Source organism: Veillonella sp. 3_1_44 (assembly GCF_000163715.1).
Taxonomy (GTDB): Bacteria; Bacillota; Negativicutes; order Veillonellales; family Veillonellaceae; genus Veillonella; species Veillonella parvula_A.
The window spans coordinates 275,480-291,933 of the sequence record NZ_GG770200.1; the positions used below are offsets into that span (position 1 = coordinate 275,480).

Annotated in this window: 12 protein-coding genes and 1 pseudogene; all 13 read left to right on the forward strand. The window is 42.4% G+C overall.

The genetic code is table 11. From position 1 onward, the window contains the following. Positions 1–10 precede the first annotated feature (10 nt). The 13 genes and pseudogenes from HMPREF0873_RS04950 (at position 11) to HMPREF0873_RS05005 (ending at position 16,404) form a co-directional block, all read left to right on the forward strand. Positions 11–763 carry an ABC transporter permease gene (locus HMPREF0873_RS04950; RefSeq protein WP_038125664.1) on the forward strand — a complete coding sequence of 251 codons (753 nt, stop codon included), beginning with the start codon at positions 11–13 and terminating at the stop codon, positions 761–763. Between the two features lie 11 nt (positions 764–774). After that, positions 775–1,548 carry an ABC transporter ATP-binding protein gene (locus HMPREF0873_RS04955; RefSeq protein WP_038125665.1) on the forward strand — a complete coding sequence of 258 codons (774 nt, stop codon included), beginning with the start codon at positions 775–777 and terminating at the stop codon, positions 1,546–1,548. Between the two features lie 266 nt (positions 1,549–1,814). Next, complete coding sequence (locus tag HMPREF0873_RS04960) at positions 1,815–2,612, forward strand: uracil-DNA glycosylase (protein ID WP_038125666.1); 798 nt, start codon at positions 1,815–1,817, stop codon at positions 2,610–2,612. After that, positions 2,596–2,721 (forward strand): annotated as a pseudogene (locus HMPREF0873_RS10140) (DUF805 domain-containing protein); the annotation flags it as partial. The gene HMPREF0873_RS04960 and the pseudogene HMPREF0873_RS10140, both read left to right, overlap by 17 nt. A gap of 435 nt (positions 2,722–3,156) precedes the next feature. Then, on the forward strand, positions 3,157–5,325 hold the full coding sequence (locus HMPREF0873_RS04965) for a ribonuclease J (RefSeq protein ID WP_083788810.1): 2,169 nt from the start codon (positions 3,157–3,159) through the stop codon (positions 5,323–5,325). A 193-nt stretch (positions 5,326–5,518) separates the two neighbouring features. After that, a complete protein-coding gene (locus HMPREF0873_RS04970; protein WP_008714772.1) occupies positions 5,519–6,478 on the forward strand; it encodes a DUF2232 domain-containing protein in 960 nt (319 codons plus the stop codon). Positions 6,479–6,494: 16 nt separating this feature from the next. Next, the gene (locus HMPREF0873_RS04975; RefSeq protein WP_008714773.1) at positions 6,495–8,516 is read left to right on the forward strand and encodes a DHH family phosphoesterase; all 2,022 of its coding nucleotides are present in this window, start codon (positions 6,495–6,497) and stop codon (positions 8,514–8,516) included. A gap of 2 nt (positions 8,517–8,518) precedes the next feature. After that, positions 8,519–8,965 carry a 50S ribosomal protein L9 gene (gene rplI / locus HMPREF0873_RS04980; protein WP_004694699.1) on the forward strand — a complete coding sequence of 149 codons (447 nt, stop codon included), beginning with the start codon at positions 8,519–8,521 and terminating at the stop codon, positions 8,963–8,965. A 69-nt stretch (positions 8,966–9,034) separates the two neighbouring features. Further along, positions 9,035–10,393 (forward strand): replicative DNA helicase, encoded by a 1,359-nt coding sequence (gene dnaB, locus HMPREF0873_RS04985; RefSeq protein WP_008714774.1) that lies wholly within the window; start codon positions 9,035–9,037, stop codon positions 10,391–10,393. Positions 10,394–10,646: 253 nt separating this feature from the next. Then, positions 10,647–11,930 (forward strand): DNA repair protein, encoded by a 1,284-nt coding sequence (locus HMPREF0873_RS04990; protein ID WP_004694705.1) that lies wholly within the window; start codon positions 10,647–10,649, stop codon positions 11,928–11,930. Between the two features lie 56 nt (positions 11,931–11,986). Continuing rightward, on the forward strand, positions 11,987–12,313 hold the full coding sequence (locus tag HMPREF0873_RS04995) for a YolD-like family protein (protein ID WP_004694706.1): 327 nt from the start codon (positions 11,987–11,989) through the stop codon (positions 12,311–12,313). Positions 12,314–12,486: 173 nt separating this feature from the next. Further along, positions 12,487–14,019, forward strand: a complete 1,533-nt coding sequence (locus HMPREF0873_RS05000; RefSeq protein WP_038125667.1) for a glycine betaine ABC transporter substrate-binding protein — start codon at positions 12,487–12,489, stop codon at positions 14,017–14,019. Between the two features lie 255 nt (positions 14,020–14,274). Next, complete coding sequence (locus HMPREF0873_RS05005; RefSeq protein ID WP_008714779.1) at positions 14,275–16,404, forward strand: heavy metal translocating P-type ATPase; 2,130 nt, start codon at positions 14,275–14,277, stop codon at positions 16,402–16,404. The last annotated feature ends 50 nt before the right edge of the window (positions 16,405–16,454 follow it).

Genomic DNA, 16,454 nt, shown 5'->3' on the forward strand with positions numbered 1-16,454 from the left:
GGGGTAGACCATGAAGAAATACACATATGTGCCGGGCGCGTTCATCGCGGTCTGGCTGATTTGGGAGCTGGTTGTCCGCATCGGCGGATTTAACGAAGCCTTGTTGCCGACGCCGTACAAGGTGCTGCTCGGCTTCGGAGAACTCATCGGGGACGGCGTATTGTTCAAGGATATTGCGGACAGTTTGGTGCGCTTTTTCATAGGCTATATCATTTCCGTCGTAGCCGGCGTGTTTTTAGGACTTATTTTAGGCTGGTATAAGGGCATTTGGAATTATATCAATCCCATCGTTCAGGTGATTCGTCCCATTTCACCGGTGGCATGGTTGCCGTTTATCGTACTGTTCTTTGGTATCGGACAGGCGCCGGCCATCGTCATCATCTTTATCGCGGCATTTTTCCCGGTTTTATTGTCCACGGTGTCCGCGATTCAGAATATCGACCCCGTATACATCAAGGTGGCTCGAAATTTTGGTATCAAGCAGCCGGAACTGTTATTTAAAATTGTATTGCCCGCCGTGTTTCCCGGTATTGCATCGGGACTTCACATCGCGCTCGGAACGGCGTGGATCTTCCTGGTGACGGGGGAAATGGTAGGTTCCCAGACGGGGCTTGGATTCCTCATCATCGATATGCGGAATAATTTGCGTAACGATCTTCTGATGGTGGCGATTTTGACAATTGGCTTTGTGGGACTTTTGCTCGATTGGGGCGTGTCCCTCATTGAAAAATGGATTTATAGACGTTGGGGCATTGAGAAATAGGAGGTGGACACATGGGTTATATTTCGGTGCGCAATGCACACAAGGAATTTATGAAAGATGGAGAATCGCTCACCATCCTTGAAAATATTAATCTGGACATTGAACGAGGTGAATTTATTTGTCTCTTAGGTCCTTCTGGGTCAGGTAAAAGTACGCTTTTAAATGCTATGGCAGGCTTTGAGCTCGTTACTTCGGGCTCCGTTATCATCGACGGCGCGGAGGTGAAAGCACCTCAACTGCGGTATGTAACGGTCTTTCAAAATTACGGACTGTTGCCGTGGCGAACGGTGGAAAGCAATATTGAACTGGGTCTTGAAAGTAAGAATGTGCCTAAGGAAGAGAGACCTGCTATCATCGACAAATACGTGAAAATGGTGGGGCTCGACCATGCGCGCAATCGCTATCCGGCGGAGTTGTCCGGTGGGATGCAGCAACGTGTATCCATTGCGCGGGCGCTGGCGGTCGATCCGGATATTATCTTCATGGATGAACCGCTAGGGGCCCTCGATGCGTTGACACGCATCAATTTACAGGATGAAATCTCCCGTATCTGCCGTGAAGAGGGTAAAACGGTCGTATTCGTTACGCATGATATCGAAGAGGCGGTGGTTCTTGCGGATCGCGTCGTAGTGCTCGCTGCTAATCCGGGACGGGTGCAAACCATTATTCCCGTCAATCTCATCGATAGGACGGACCGGACCTCCGCATCCTTCGTCAATATTCGAAACCACATATTTGAACAATTCCAACTCGCCAAAGAAGACAAAATCGAGTTTTATATATAATTGTGATGTTGCATGTAGATATATTTGAGTATTAATTTTGCATCAAACTTTCAGAAATAGGTGCTATTATGAATACAGTAACAGTATACATTTTATGTAGTGCGTGATTATCGGATATAGTATCACATATCATGATTGGGCATCGTAATATATGGATTGTATTACTATAGGTTTTAGTGTATAAATACAGTATATAAAAGCTTGATAATCATGATATACAGCATTATTAATTATATGGTTCGGTAGTATAAATTGGGGGAAATCCTATGTCCTTATTTGCACCAGAGGAAGAAAAAACGCTGTCTTTTGATGAATATATAGCCTCGTTTGATACGAATCAGATTGCAAAAGTACAGCAGTTTGTAGATTGGCTCGGTCAATATAGGGGCGAGCTTGTTCACAATCCGTGGGGTGAGGTGAATACTGACCTTGAAATTGTTCGACCTGGCTATGATGCGGCTCAGGTGCGTCGTAATAATTTGATGGCGTATTTGTTGCCGCGGTTGGGACGCTCCAAAATCTTTGTGGTGGCAGAGGCTGTCGGATATCAAGGTGGGCGCTTTTCGGGCATTGCCATTACTTGTGAACGCATGTTGTTGGATAAGCATAAAACGATTCGGGCGCATCAGATAACGCCTGTTACATTACAAAGAACTAGCTCCCCTATGAGTCCAATGCTGAAACGGACTCAACAGGAACAAGGGTTCAACGAACCTACGGATACAGTAGTATGGAGTGCCATCATTGAACAGGGAATCGATCCGTACGATGCACTGTTGTGGAATATATTTCCCTTTCATCCTCATAAGGCGGACGAACCGCTCACTAATCGGACACCGACCGAGTCGGAGCAGCAGCTGGGCTGGGAATATACGAAAAGACTGCTGGCATTGCATACCGAATTAGGTGGACCGAAGCCGCTCGTGCTCGCTGTCGGTCAAAAATCGGCGGACACGATGGGGCGATTCGGCCTTTCAGCCATCGGCCTTAGACATCCGGCTAACGGTGGGGCTAATTTATACCGTGAAGGTTTTGCTAAAGCTATAGGCCAATCAATATGGTGAGGCGTTGAGGAACATCGTCATTGACAAACGGTTGGCATCTATTATGAAGGTATCGCCTACGAGCAGCGCTTTCACTACTCGAATTTTCGTTGCATTGCTGCTGAATGCATATTGAAGGCTTTTATAAAAGTATACCAGATGATAAATAATGAAATGCTTTGGGGCGGTTCGGTTTGAGCCGCCCTTTTAAGTAGCAGTAAAATTTTATGTTACTTTTAATGAATCAAGCGTAGAACTCTTTTGTTTATGTTATTTTTATGTTATAATGAGCACAACGTATGAAAGTGAGGCTTTCATCAAAACAGATCGGACTATATTGCACTGTGTATTGGATTGAGATAAAAACAGAAGTCTCTTGCGGTTGAAGCATCTGATAGTGCACTATACTCATTTGCTACGGCAAATGGCACACAAACTAGGAACGGCAAAATTTGATAGCGCATTTTTGCGCCCATTTGACGAGACGCTAGTATAATAGCGCCTTTTTCTTTGTGTGACATTTCCTCGTGGCATAGATCAATTCAAGTGATAGGTGAGAAAAACTATGTTAAATAAATTAATGAACAAAATTTTAGGAGGAACTGTGAATACAACAGATAATCAGGTTACTGCGCAAGTGAAAGCAGAACCGACAGTAGCAAAAAACGCTACTCTTACAGCTGTGGCTGAAGGCGAGCAAAAACAAACGCGTCGCCGTACAAATACACGCCGCCCTGCTGGCGAAGGTCGTACGCGCCAACAAACAGCTGGTGAAGGTGAAGGTTCAACACGCCAACGCCGTTCTACAAATACTCGCACAAGTGCGAATGGTGGCCGTACTAATACGACTCGCCGTACAAATACACGTCGCAATGCTGAGCAAGGTGAAGGTCAAGAACGCAAAACTCGCCAAACTCGTGCACCGCGTGGTGAAAATACACGTAATACGCGTACTAATAATGGTCGTAATGGTCAAAATGGTCAGAACCGCAACAATAACCGCCCAAATAACCGCTCTACAGGTTGGAATAATCAAGAGGAACAAGTGGAATTAGTTGGTCGTACGCCAAATGGCGCCAACAAGGGCAAATTCCAAATCATCCCACTAGGTGGTCTTGGTGAAATTGGTAAAAATATGACCATCTTCCAATACGAGGACGAAATCATCGTTCTTGATTCAGGGCTTGCATTCCCTAGTGAAGATATGCTTGGCGTAGATATCGTTATTCCTGATATGAGCTATATCATCGAGAATAAAGACCGCGTGAAAGCTGTCGTAATTACTCATGGTCATGAGGACCATATCGGTTCTTTGGCGTACCTTATGAAAGAAATTAGTTGCCCAGTATACGCAACAAACCTCGTTTGTGGATTAATCGAAGGCAAGTTTAAAGAACATAAGGTATCTCCAAAATGTCTGCGTACGATTGCTGCCGGCGATGAAGTTCAAATTGGTCAAGTGACTGTTGGTTTCATCCAAACAAATCATTCCATTCCTGACTCCTGCGCTGTATACTTTAATACACCAATCGGGACGGTTCTTCATACAGGGGACTTTAAAATTGACCAAACCCCAGTTGATGGCCGTTTGATGGATATGCACAAATTTGCTGAGCTCGGTAACAAAGGCGTATTAGCGCTATTATCGGACTCTACAAATGTAGAAAAACCAGGTACTACTGGTTCTGAAAGTTCTGTAGGTCCTGCGATTAAACAAGCTGTTGGAGAAGCAAAAGGTCGCGTTGTTTTGGCAACATTCGCATCCAACGTATCCCGTATCCAACAAGCTATTGATGCGGCGGTTATGTTCAACCGTAAGGTTGTAGTTATGGGCCGCAGCATGGTCAATGTTACAGAGATTGCCCAAGAGCGCGGATACTTGAATATTCCACCAAATACAATTATCGACGTAGATGTAATGCACAACTACACAGATGACCAAATCATGATCTTAACGACTGGTTCTCAAGGTGAACCGATGGCAGGCTTGTCCCGTATGGCTACAAGCAATCATCGTACTGTAGAATTGGCACCGAATGATACTGTTATCATTTCTGCTACACCAATTCCAGGCAACGAAGGTGCTGTAGGTAGAACTATCGATAACTTGCTTCGTTTAGGTTGTAATGTGGTATATGGTAAAGACCGTGGTATCCACGTATCTGGTCATGCGAGCCAAGAAGAGCTTAAAACAATGCTTAACCTTGTTCGTCCAGAATACTTTATCCCAGTTCATGGTGAGTACCGTATGTTGCGTCGTCATGGTGAACTTGGTGTGGCCATGGGCGTAGATCCTAAGAAAGTTCTTATCGGCGATAATGGTCAAATCTTTGAATTCGATAAAGATGGTGGTCGTAAAGGTGGCCGCGTACAAGCTGGCGCTATCTTCGTTGATGGCCTTGGCGTTGGTGACGTAGGTAATATCGTTATCCGCGACCGTCAACAATTGGCACAAGAAGGTATGGTTATCGTTGTTATGGCGATGGACAAAGCTTCCGGTACTATCGTAGCTGGTCCAGATCTCGTATCTCGTGGTTTCGTATACGTTCGTGACGCAGAAGAACTCATGCTTACTGCGGAGCGCCGTGTAGAACAAGTTCTTGAAGATTGCGAAATGCAACGCATCAAAGACTGGACAACCATTAAGCAAAACGTACGTGACGCATTGGGTAAATTCTTCTATGATAAAACCCGTCGTCGTCCTATGATCTTGCCGATTATTCAAGACGTATAATCTTATATAATACAGAAAAGTACCGCACCTCATGGTGTGGTACTTTTGACATTTTAAAAGAGCAATAAAAACTACCATTAATAGCACTACTATCGCAATTATCTACCACATGGGGTATTTGAAGTTACCTTTTTAAACTGTTATAATTAAAAGATACCAATTAATATATCTTCTTATGTAAGAATGGTGATTTATGAATAAAACAAATACAAGAGCGATGGTGGAAACTGCCTTTGTATCGACCATTGTTGTTATGTTAACTATAGTAGGATCGACAGTGCCCTTCCTTAGTTTGCTTGCCACCTTGGTTGCACCTTCTGGGATTGCACTGATTGGCATTCGCTGGGGTAGCCGATATAGTTGTGCCGCGTCAGTGGTAGCTTTTGTCCTCGTTTCGCTTTTAGTAGGACCATTAATGGCAATGGCTACTATTTTGGCATATTCTTTGCCGAGTATTTTCCTCGGAGAAGCTTTCAGAGCGAATTGGTCCTTTGGTAAGCTCATCGTTATACCTGCTATTGCACTTACTTTAACGAGCCTTATAGGAATTTTAATTTCTGCAGGCCTCACATCTTTTGACTTATCTCAGATTAGTCGAATGATCGATGTAGATCTTAAGAATGCTATAATTGAGTCTGTAAAGCAGCAATCTATGACACAAGAACAGATGGATGCATATATTAACCGTTTAGATTTTGCATTTCAGCAAGTGAAACGAATGCTTCTAGCCTATTGGTTTGCAGCGAATGCAATAGTGATTTATATCTTGGCTAAGCTTGTATCGTATATCGGTCGCCGCACAAATAGTGTGATGCGTACGTTACCAACAATGGATACGTGGCGCATGCCACTTTGGGGGGCTGGTGTACTAGCGGTTGGTATAATCCTTGCTTATGCTGGGCCATATCTTGGCTATACTGAAAGTATTCTTGCTGATGTAGGCCTTAACCTCGCTTTATTTGGTGCTATGATTTGTGGACTTAATGGCATTACATGCTTATTATCCATCATGAAATCCTATAATTTAGCAGGTATTTTTAAATTTGCTATTATAGCTTTTTTATATGTAATGAGTCCATTGGCACTCGTTATATATGGTGTTTTTGATATGTTTTTAGATATGAGAGCACGTTTCGAAAAACGTAGCTCATAATAGAAAGGAGGCCGTTATGAAATCCTTTCAACGGAGATGGAAAGGTTTAGAAATTACCATTGTTGCCGTTCTCGTATTATTGTTATTATTGCTGGCCTATTTAAATTGGGCTATTGCGATTTTAGCATTAATCATTGTAGTAGCGGCGTATTTGGTTAATTATAATACCCTTCATAACCGGCGTCGGTTAGCAAGAGAACAGTTTAGTGCGATGATGAAAAACGTCACACAAGCTTCTAACTTTGCTTTACAAAATTTGCCAATGGGGATTGTTCTTGTTAATAAACAAGGCACATTGGTGTGGAATAATAGTGTTTTTGCTGATTGGGTTAAGGTGGACTGGAATAAGCTCCAAAAAATGTCTGCTTTGTTGCCTGGTTTCCGTATCGATAAAATCTGGGGTAAGTCCGGATATATGACGGAAAAATATGAAAATCGATACTTCCAAATTATTTATAAATTTATCGATCCTCGGGATACGCGATCAGATATTGATAGTGAAGATGAACTGGCGGAACATGCAGTGATGGCATTGTACTTTAAGGACATTACTGACCTAGAAAAAGCCCGTATTAAAGCCGAAGAGGGACAGCCTGTATGGGGTATGATTCAAATCGATAATCTCGAAGAATTGACAAAAGGTCTTAGTGATCGTGAGTATACTAGTATTTGGACAGATATAAATAATATCATTATGGATGAAATCGACCGCTACGAAGGTTTTATTCGTAACTTCCAAGATGATATGTATACCTTTGCCATTTCTCGTGGTGCGCTTCATGAAATGGAGGAAGATGGTTTTAAAGTGCTCGAACGAATTCGTAAAGTACCATCTCCGCGTCAAGTTCCAGCTACGATTTCTATTGGTATTAGTGAAAATGTAGGTTCTGTGAAAGATGTATCTGGTCGTGCTCGTGCAGCCTTAGATATCGCCTTAGGTCGCGGTGGTGACCAAGTGTGCATTATGGATGGTGAAAGTACACGTTTCTTTGGTGGCAATACGGCAGGCGTTGAGAAGAATACGCGCGTTCGTGCTCGTGTTGTATCTCAAGCAATACATGAGCTTATGATTGATTCTGATAAGATTCTTATCATGGGGCATCAGCGCGAAGATTATGATGCCTTAGGTGGCATTATCGGTGTAGCCGCCATTGCTCGAGCACTTGGTAAAGACGTGCGCATTGCGCTTTCAAAAGAAACTAGCGCCATCGATAAAATGGTGAATGTTCTTAACAAGTCAGAGTTCTGGAAAGAGAATATTATTACTGCAGAAGCTGCAAGAGTATGGGTAGATGCGAATACGCTCACTGTCGTGTGTGATACGCATCGTCAGGAAATGGTAGCGGCTCAAGAGGCGCTTGAAATTTCTGAACGACGCATCGTTATCGACCATCACCGTCGCGCAGCGGACTTTGTGGAAAATCCATTGCTTACCTATTTGGAACCAACTGCATCGTCCACATCTGAACTCGTAACAGAGCTTGTACAATATGCAGGCGTTCCTGTGAAGCTTTCAAAAGCGGAAGCTACAGGTATTTATGCAGGTATCGTATTAGATACGAAGAACTTTGTTCAACAAACTGGGGCACGAACCTTTGAGGCTGCAGCATTTTTGCGTCGTGCAGGGGCGGATATCGACAGAGTCAAACAATTGTTTATTGAAACTTTCGATTCTATCCAATTGCGTGCTAAAATGGTATTTGAAGCAAGTCGTACTGAAGGGATTGCTATTTCCGTAGCGCCTGAAGGCTTGAAGGATATGATGGCGTTGGCTGCACAAAGTGCGGACATGCTCATCAGTAATGAAGATATTGAAGCTGCCTTTGTATTATATTCCCTAAATGATGGCGGTATCGGCGTTAGTGCTCGATCCAAAGGTAAGGTAAACGTACAAGTTGTAATGGAAGCCTTGGGTGGTGGCGGTCACAGAACTGTGGCTGGTGCTCAATTACAAGGTATGACCATAGAGGAAGCGAAGCAGGCCATTTTGGAGCATGCTCTTGAGGCGCTTCATTCCGCAGAACAAGAGGAGGAATAACAATGAAAGTAGTATTGTTAGAAGACGTTAAAAAAGTTGGTAAAAAAGGCGAAATCGTTGAAGTTAGTGACGCATATGGCCGTAACGTGTTGATCAAGAAAGGTCTCGGCCTTGAAGGTACAGCAACTAACGTAAATAATGCGAAACAAAAACAAGAATCCATTGCTCATAATAAAGCCGTTGCAAATGACGAAGCTAAGATCTTGGCAGCTCAATTGACTAAGGTTGAAGTAACTGTAAAAGTTCGCATGGGCGAAGAAGGCCGCGTATTCGGCTCTGTTACTGCTAAAGATATTTCCGATGCTGCTAAAGCTCAATATAAAGTAGATATCGATAAAAAGAAAATCGAAATCAAAGAACCATTGAAAACATTGGGCGTACATGACGTACTAGTTCGTGTTCATCCTGAAATTACAAGTACTATCAAGGTTAATGTAGTAGCCGAATAATAGTATTCACCATGCTCTTGGAGTATGGTGAATTCTTTTATCCATAGTGGTTGTGTGAAGGGGATTATCATGGATGTACGCATTCCACCGCATAATCTAGATGCGGAAAAGGCCGTTTTGGGGGCTTTATTAACTAATGGATCCAATATGGGCGCCGTTGTAGATACGGTGACAAGTATTCTTAAATCTGAAGATTTTTACCGCGATGCACATCGTATTATTTACGATGCCATTTTAGAAATCGTGCATGCCAATAAGACAGCTGACTTTATTACCGTTGGTGAAGAGCTAGATCGTCGTAAGCGCCTCGATGCGGTAGGTGGTCTTGCTTATATTACATCTCTTGCGAATGAATCTGTTTCCTACAATGTTGAGGAACATGCGAAAATCATCAGCGAGAAAGCTCAGTTGCGGCGCCTCATCGATGCAGGAAATAAAATCGTTGGCATGACGTATGCTGGCGAAGATGAGCCGACGGCTATCCTTAACAAGGCAGAGCAAATGGTATTAGACGTAAGCGGTCAAACCCAGTCTGAATCATCCTTTGCTGCCATTGGGGAAGTGGTTTTATCTAATTTAGATAAACTTAATGCATTGCAACAGCATGATGGCGCTATTACAGGCGTGCCAACAGGCTTTAAAGATGTAGACCATATTTTTAATGGCTTACAAAAATCTGACCTCATCCTCGTAGCAGCTCGTCCTGCGATGGGGAAAACAGCTTTCACCTTGAACATTGCTCAAAACGTAACGATGTTGTATGACAAGACGGTGGCGTTCTTCTCCTTGGAAATGGGTAAGGAACAGCTCGTTGGTCGTATTTTGTCCTCCGTGGCAGGTGTGAGCTCTGAAAAACTGCGCCGTGCGAATATGGATCCTGCTGACTGGGAAAAGGTCATTGCCGCAGCGGACCGCATGAGCAAATCCAAGCTATTTATCGATGATACGCCGGGCCTTACCGTACAAGATATGCGCTCTAAGTTGCGCCGTCTCAAGGTTGAACATGGCCTCGATCTCGTTATCGTCGATTATATTCAGTTGATGCAAGGTCGAAATGCTGGTAAGGGTAGCGAAAACCGTCAACAAGAGGTGTCCGAAATCTCTCGTAATCTTAAATTGATTGCTCGTGAATTTAACGTGCCGGTTATCGCTTTATCGCAGTTGTCTCGTAGTGTTGAAAGCAGACCAGATAAACGGCCTGTGCTTTCGGACCTTCGTGAATCTGGCTCCCTTGAGCAGGATGCGGATATTGTTATCTTCTTGTACCGCGATAAATATTACGATGAAAACTCTGAAAAAGGGGACAATGCAGAAGTCCTCATTCGTAAACACCGTAATGGATCCATCGGTACCGTGGAACTCCAATTCGTTGGGGAATTAACACAATTTAGAGACGTAGAATTCCGAGACCTAGGGCCGGAACAATAATGAAAGCTATTGTGGGGGGGCCTATATTGATGGGGCCCCGTGACATAGCTACATTTTAATTAAAAAGAAAGGACTATACTTCTTTGCTCCTCGTGACCTGATGTCGCTGCATAAGTATAGTCCTTTCTTTTTAAATATAAAAACAAACATATGTTTGAAAATACTTTGTTTTTTTGTTATACTAGTCATACAAATTCTTGTGTTCTTAATTTTTGTAAAAGCTACTTGTTTAGCGGTTTAGGGAGGTGTTTGTATGGGTTCAGCTGATACGGATCGGCTGTATATGTGTATTGATTTGAAGTGTTTTTACGCGTCTGTAGAATGCGCCGATTTAGGACTGGATCCGTTTATGACGCCTCTGGTGGTGGCCGATGGTTCTCGTGGCAAGGGGGCTATTACGTTGGCTATTTCTCCTGCCTTAAAAAAGTTAGGTGTTAAAAATCGCAGCCGATTATTTCAGATTCCACCGTATATTGAGTATTTGACGGTGAAGCCACATATGAAGCGGTATATGCAGGTGTCTGCTGAGATTTATGGAACCTTGCTCAAGTATGTGGCGCCCGAAGATGTGCATGTGTACTCTATCGACGAGTATTTCATCGATATTACGCCCTATTTACCACTATATAAAAAGACGCCTCGTCAGTTGGCGCAGATGTTGCTTGATGCGGTGCTAGTGGCAACGAAGATTTATGCCACCGTTGGAATCGGAACAAATTTGTTTCTTGCTAAGATTGCCCTTGATATTTTGGCGAAACATGCGTCTGATTTTATAGGCTATCTTGATGAAAGCCTTTTTAAAGAGACAATCTGGTATCATCAGCCTTTGACCGATATATGGCAGATTGGTAAGGGCATAGCTAATCGTTTGCATAAGTATGGTGCTTATGACTTACATGGTATTACTATGATTCCAGAGACGAAGTTGTACAAGGAGTTTGGCATTAATGCAGAGCTCATCATTGACCATGCTTGGGGCCGTGAGCCTTGTACGATTGCGGATATCCATGCGTATCGACCTATTAAGCACTCTATCTCGCACAGTCAGATTTTGTTGCGTAATTATACCTATGAAGAGGCATACGTGCCTATGCGCGAAATGGTAGAGTCCTTGGTATTAGAGCTTTTACAAATCAAAGGGGTTACGAACCATATTCACGTTCATATCGGCTATGCTGATGAAATGATGCGCTCTACAGGAGGTTCTAAAAAGCTTAAGCAGTACACTGACTCTTTGCAGGTGTTAACGGCGGCAGTTATTAAATTATACGAGCAGCATTGCCGTAAAAATGAGCTCATCCGTCGCATAGGAATCAGCTTTGAGGATTTAGTCAATCGATCCGCCATACCTCAAGAGGTGGACCTATTTAGCACTCTTACTACAAATGAAGAGGAAAAAGAGCGACAGGTACAAGAGGCTATGCTATCCATTAAGAAACAGTTTGGTAAGAATTCTATTTTGCGTGCATCGAGCTTACAAGAGGAAGGAACCATGCGCTTTAGAAATACCTTGGTAGGCGGTCATAATGGGGAATAGATATTATAATGGATACATTGGAAATACATTAGTCGCGTAAGGGGAGGTATACATTAATGAAACATCGCATGTCTCGGTTACAGCGAGCAAAACAATTTATGCCCTTTGCGGCATTGAGGGGATTTGAAGCGTTATTAGCCGCTGTAGCAAAGCCAAAAGAAAATCGGGCAGAGTTATCAGAGGATCAAATAGACGAGTTAAATACAGTTTTACAATCTGTACGTTGTGGGGAGTGGGTACGAATCGTTTACTACAACAAACGAAAATATACGGAACTTATAGGAGCTGTTGATATGATTAGTGAGCAATTACAAATTCTATCTGTACAAGGAACTGTTATTCCTTTCAGATATATTAAAGAGCTAAACTTGTATGATATATAAATATAAATGATGGCTTTTACTGTGTATGGTAAATAGACTAGAGTTAAGAAATAATTAGGTATACAATAGTATCATGGGTAAATATAGCTTTATAAAGATTTCTTTAGTTTTGTTGACTCTAATATACCTATATAATTTTTCGTGTTTTTTGACTTAGAAAGGCGGTGTATGTAATGCATGATGTCATATCATTACTTATAAATCGCTATGATTTTTTCCTCCAGCTATTATGGGAGCATATAGAAATTTCAGTATTAGCTTCTGTTATTGCTACCATCATCGGTGGCTTATTGGGTGTGTTTATATACGAATATAAACGGCTAGCTGCGCCAGTTATGGTAGTGGTTAATTTCCTATATACAATTCCATCTATATCGATGTTAGGCCTTTTGTTGTACGTATCAGGTGTTGGTAATACGACGGCTATCATTGCATTGGTTATATATGCTTTATTACCGATGGTACGAAATACATTTACTGGTCTTAACCAGATTGATCAAGCCATGTGTGAAGCGGGGATTGCATTAGGGCTCACGCGGATTCAACGTTTGTGGAATATAGAGATTCCTTTGGCTATGCCGACGATTATGGCTGGTATACGGACTATGCTCGTTATGACCATTGCCTTGACAGGTATTGCATCCTTTATTGGTGCTGGTGGTTTAGGTGTGGCGATTTATAGGGGCATTACAACGAATCAAAGTGCTTTGACGATTGCCGGTAGTCTACTGATTGCACTATTAGCCATTACTGTTGATGCGCTCTTTTCTCTAGGTGAAAGAGTAACGCGTATTAGCCCTCATATGAAGCGTTATACGATTATATTTGTTTCGATTATGACGCTAATTGCAATGGGTATAGGTGGCTGGGCTATGTATTGCCGTCATGTGAAGACCGATGTTATTCATATTGCAACGAAACCTATGACGGAACAGCTTATTTTAGGGAATGTTTTAAAAGAGTTAATCGAGAAGAAGACTGATTTAACCGTAGAGGTTACAGAAGGTGTAGGTGGTGGTACATCAAATATTCAACCAGCTATGCTTTCCGGCCAATTTGATATATATCCTGAATATACTGGTACAGCTTGGTCTGCTGTGCTGAAACGTACGGATGCTTATGATGAAAGCCTATTTAATGAGCTTTCACAGGCCTATAAAGAAAAATATAATTTTGAGTGGGTGGGCATGTACGGCTTTAATAATACCTATGGCATAGGAGTGCGTAATGAGATTGCTCAGACCTATGGTGTAAAAACGTATTCCGATCTTGCTCGTATAGCACCATCCCTAACATTAGGCGGGGAATATGATTTCTTTGGTCGTGAGGATGGCTATGCTGGATTACAACGTGTGTATGGCATGAGCTTTAAAGCTACTAAAGATATGGATATAGGGCTAAAATATACGGCTATTAGTCGTGGTGAGGTGGATGCAATGCCGATATTCACGACTGATGGTCAATTAAGTATTGCACCGATTACGGTGTTACAAGATGATAAACATTTATATCCATCCTATATGGCTGGTAATGTCGTACGTAGCGAAGTGTTGATTGCTCATCCTGAACTGCGGCCTGTATTAGAAAGTTTAAATCATACGATTACAGATCAAGAGATGGCGAAGATGAATTACGCCGTTGAAACGGAACATCAACTGCCAGCTGATGTAGCACATAAATTCCTGGTAGAACGAAATTTGATATAAGGTGAATATAGTTAGAACTAAAGTAAATAAAATTTGATATATATTGAATATGATTTTGTATTGACATTTAATCTCCTTTGATGTAATATAAACATATGAACAGATATTCATATAAATAAAAATATCTGATGAATAATGTTTAGGAACATATATAACAAGATATGAAACAAGATATGTCTAATAAGTATTAGAAATAGACAATAAATTAACTTATAATACAGGATAGAAGCTTTCACTATTATCAAAGGAGATATCATGGAAGAAACATTGTTATTGAAGGATTTGAACTGTCCGAACTGCGCAGCAAAAATTGAAGATCGTATCCGTAAAATGGATGTGGTAGAGACTGCCAATTTCACACTTGCTACACATCAATTAAAATTAACCGGCTCTTGGGAAGACCGCGAAGCTCTTAAACGTGACATTCAAGACATTTGTGATGCCATCGAAGAGGGCGTTACAGTAGCTGATTATGAACGTAAATCTAAAGCGACTATGGATGACCATGGTCATGATCACGACCACGGTAGTGATGCTGTAACAATTGCAGTCATCGTAGCAGGCTTGTTATTCATGCTTTATGAAGTTTTGTCATCCTTTGTCCCATCCATCAGCTTGCCAGAGAGTATTGAGACTCCAATTTACTATATTGCCTATATCTTACTTGCGTTCCCAGTATTGCGTATCGCAGGTCGTAATATCTTAAAAGGTCAAGTATTTGATGAGAACTTCTTGATGTCTATCGCTACATTGGGCGCCATTGCAATCGACGCATTGCCTGAGGCAGTAGGCGTTATCTTGTTTTACCGTATTGGTGAGTTCTTCGAAGAAAAAGCAACTGATCGTAGTCGTACAGAAATCATGAACGCTGTCGATATGCGTCCTCAAGAGGTGCGCGTTGTAGATACAGACTGCGGTGGTGAAATCGTAGTTATGGCTCCTGAAAAGGTTGAAGTAGGCTGGACTATCGAAGTTCGTCCTGGCGATTTAATTCCTCTAGACGGCACAGTGCTTGAAGGTGAAACACGCGTTAATACAGCACCTGTAACAGGTGAACCTGTACCTGTTCGCGCCGTACCTGGCACTCAACTTATGTCTGGTTGTATCAACGAATCTGGTCGCATTACAATGCGTGTAGATAAGGTTCTTGAAGAATCCATGGTTACTAAAATTCTTGATGCCGTGGAAAATGCAGCATCCTCTAAACCTAAAATCGACCGTTTCATTACTCGTTTTGCTCGCGTATACACACCAATCGTTGTAGCTTTTGCATTGGCTGTAGCTATCATCCCATCCCTTATTACTGGTGAATGGCATAAATGGATCTACACAGCCTTAACATTCCTCGTTATTTCTTGCCCATGTGCATTGGTGCTTAGCGTGCCACTTGCATTCTTCTCCGGTATCGGCAATGCGTCTAAACACGGTATCTTATTAAAAGGTGGTCGAGTTATCGAGGCGTTGGCTAATGTGAAAGCAGTAGCTCTTGATAAAACTGGTACTATCACATCTGGTGAGTTCAAAGTTCACAGCGTAGAAACTGTAGGCTCTCATGTAAGTTCCAGTCAATTGTTATCCATGGCGGCAGCTATCGAAGCCGTTTCTACACATCCAATCGCAACAAGCATCGTGTCTGAAGCAAAAGATCAAGGCCTTACAGTGGAACCTTCTGATTTCGTTCAAGAGTTAGCTGGTGAAGGTATGGTAGGTATGGCAGATGGTCAACAAGTACTTATTGGTAACCGTCGTCTTATGGAACGCTATAATGTGCAAGGCTATCCAACAGAAGCTGCTGAATATGGCACAGAAGTTCTTGTCGCAGAAGGGAATACATACTTAGGTCGTATCATCATCGCCGATGAAGCTCGCCCAGACTCTGCTGAAGCGATTGCTAATCTTAATGGTCAAGATATTAAAACTGTTATGCTTACAGGTGATGCTGAAGCAAGTGCAAATTACATTGCTAAAGAAACTGGCGTAAGTGCTGTACGTGCTCAGTTGTTGCCTCAAGATAAATTGTCTGTTGTACAAGATATTCGCTCTGAATATGGTCCAACTATGTTCGTAGGGGATGGCATCAACGATGCTCCAGTACTTGCAGGTGCTGATGTAGGTGGCGCGATGGGTAGTGGTGCTGATGCGGCTATCGAGGCGGCAGATGTTGTGTTCATGCGTCCATCTTTGACTGCCATTGCACATATCCTAGACTTGTCCAAAGCAACATTGCGTGTTGCTTGGCAAAATGTAGTATTCGCTATTGCCGTTAAAATTCTTATCATGGCGCTAGGCCTTATGGGCTATGCATCCATGTGGTGGGCGGTATTCGGTGATACTGGCGTATCCATTCTTTGTATTTTGAACTCTATTCGTATCTTGCGCCGTTAATTTGGTGAAAGTAATCTTATAGATTAATGCAGAAATATAACAAATGACAT

Bases quoted from the DNA above. Each gene is read 5' to 3' on its own strand.
- dnaB (WP_008714774.1), top strand. From the start codon at position 9,035: ATGGATGTACGCATTCCACCGCATAATCTAGATGCGGAAAAGGCCGTT.
- HMPREF0873_RS04955 (WP_038125665.1), top strand. From the start codon at position 775: ATGGGTTATATTTCGGTGCGCAATGCACACAAGGAATTTATGAAAGAT.
- rplI (WP_004694699.1), top strand. From the start codon at position 8,519: ATGAAAGTAGTATTGTTAGAAGACGTTAAAAAAGTTGGTAAAAAAGGC.
- HMPREF0873_RS04960 (WP_038125666.1), top strand. From the start codon at position 1,815: ATGTCCTTATTTGCACCAGAGGAAGAAAAAACGCTGTCTTTTGATGAA.
- HMPREF0873_RS04970 (WP_008714772.1), top strand. From the start codon at position 5,519: ATGAATAAAACAAATACAAGAGCGATGGTGGAAACTGCCTTTGTATCG.
- HMPREF0873_RS05000 (WP_038125667.1), top strand. From the start codon at position 12,487: ATGCATGATGTCATATCATTACTTATAAATCGCTATGATTTTTTCCTC.
- HMPREF0873_RS05005 (WP_008714779.1), top strand. From the start codon at position 14,275: ATGGAAGAAACATTGTTATTGAAGGATTTGAACTGTCCGAACTGCGCA.
- HMPREF0873_RS04990 (WP_004694705.1), top strand. From the start codon at position 10,647: ATGGGTTCAGCTGATACGGATCGGCTGTATATGTGTATTGATTTGAAG.
- HMPREF0873_RS04965 (WP_083788810.1), top strand. From the start codon at position 3,157: ATGTTAAATAAATTAATGAACAAAATTTTAGGAGGAACTGTGAATACA.
- HMPREF0873_RS04995 (WP_004694706.1), top strand. From the start codon at position 11,987: ATGAAACATCGCATGTCTCGGTTACAGCGAGCAAAACAATTTATGCCC.
- HMPREF0873_RS04950 (WP_038125664.1), top strand. From the start codon at position 11: ATGAAGAAATACACATATGTGCCGGGCGCGTTCATCGCGGTCTGGCTG.
- HMPREF0873_RS04975 (WP_008714773.1), top strand. From the start codon at position 6,495: ATGAAATCCTTTCAACGGAGATGGAAAGGTTTAGAAATTACCATTGTT.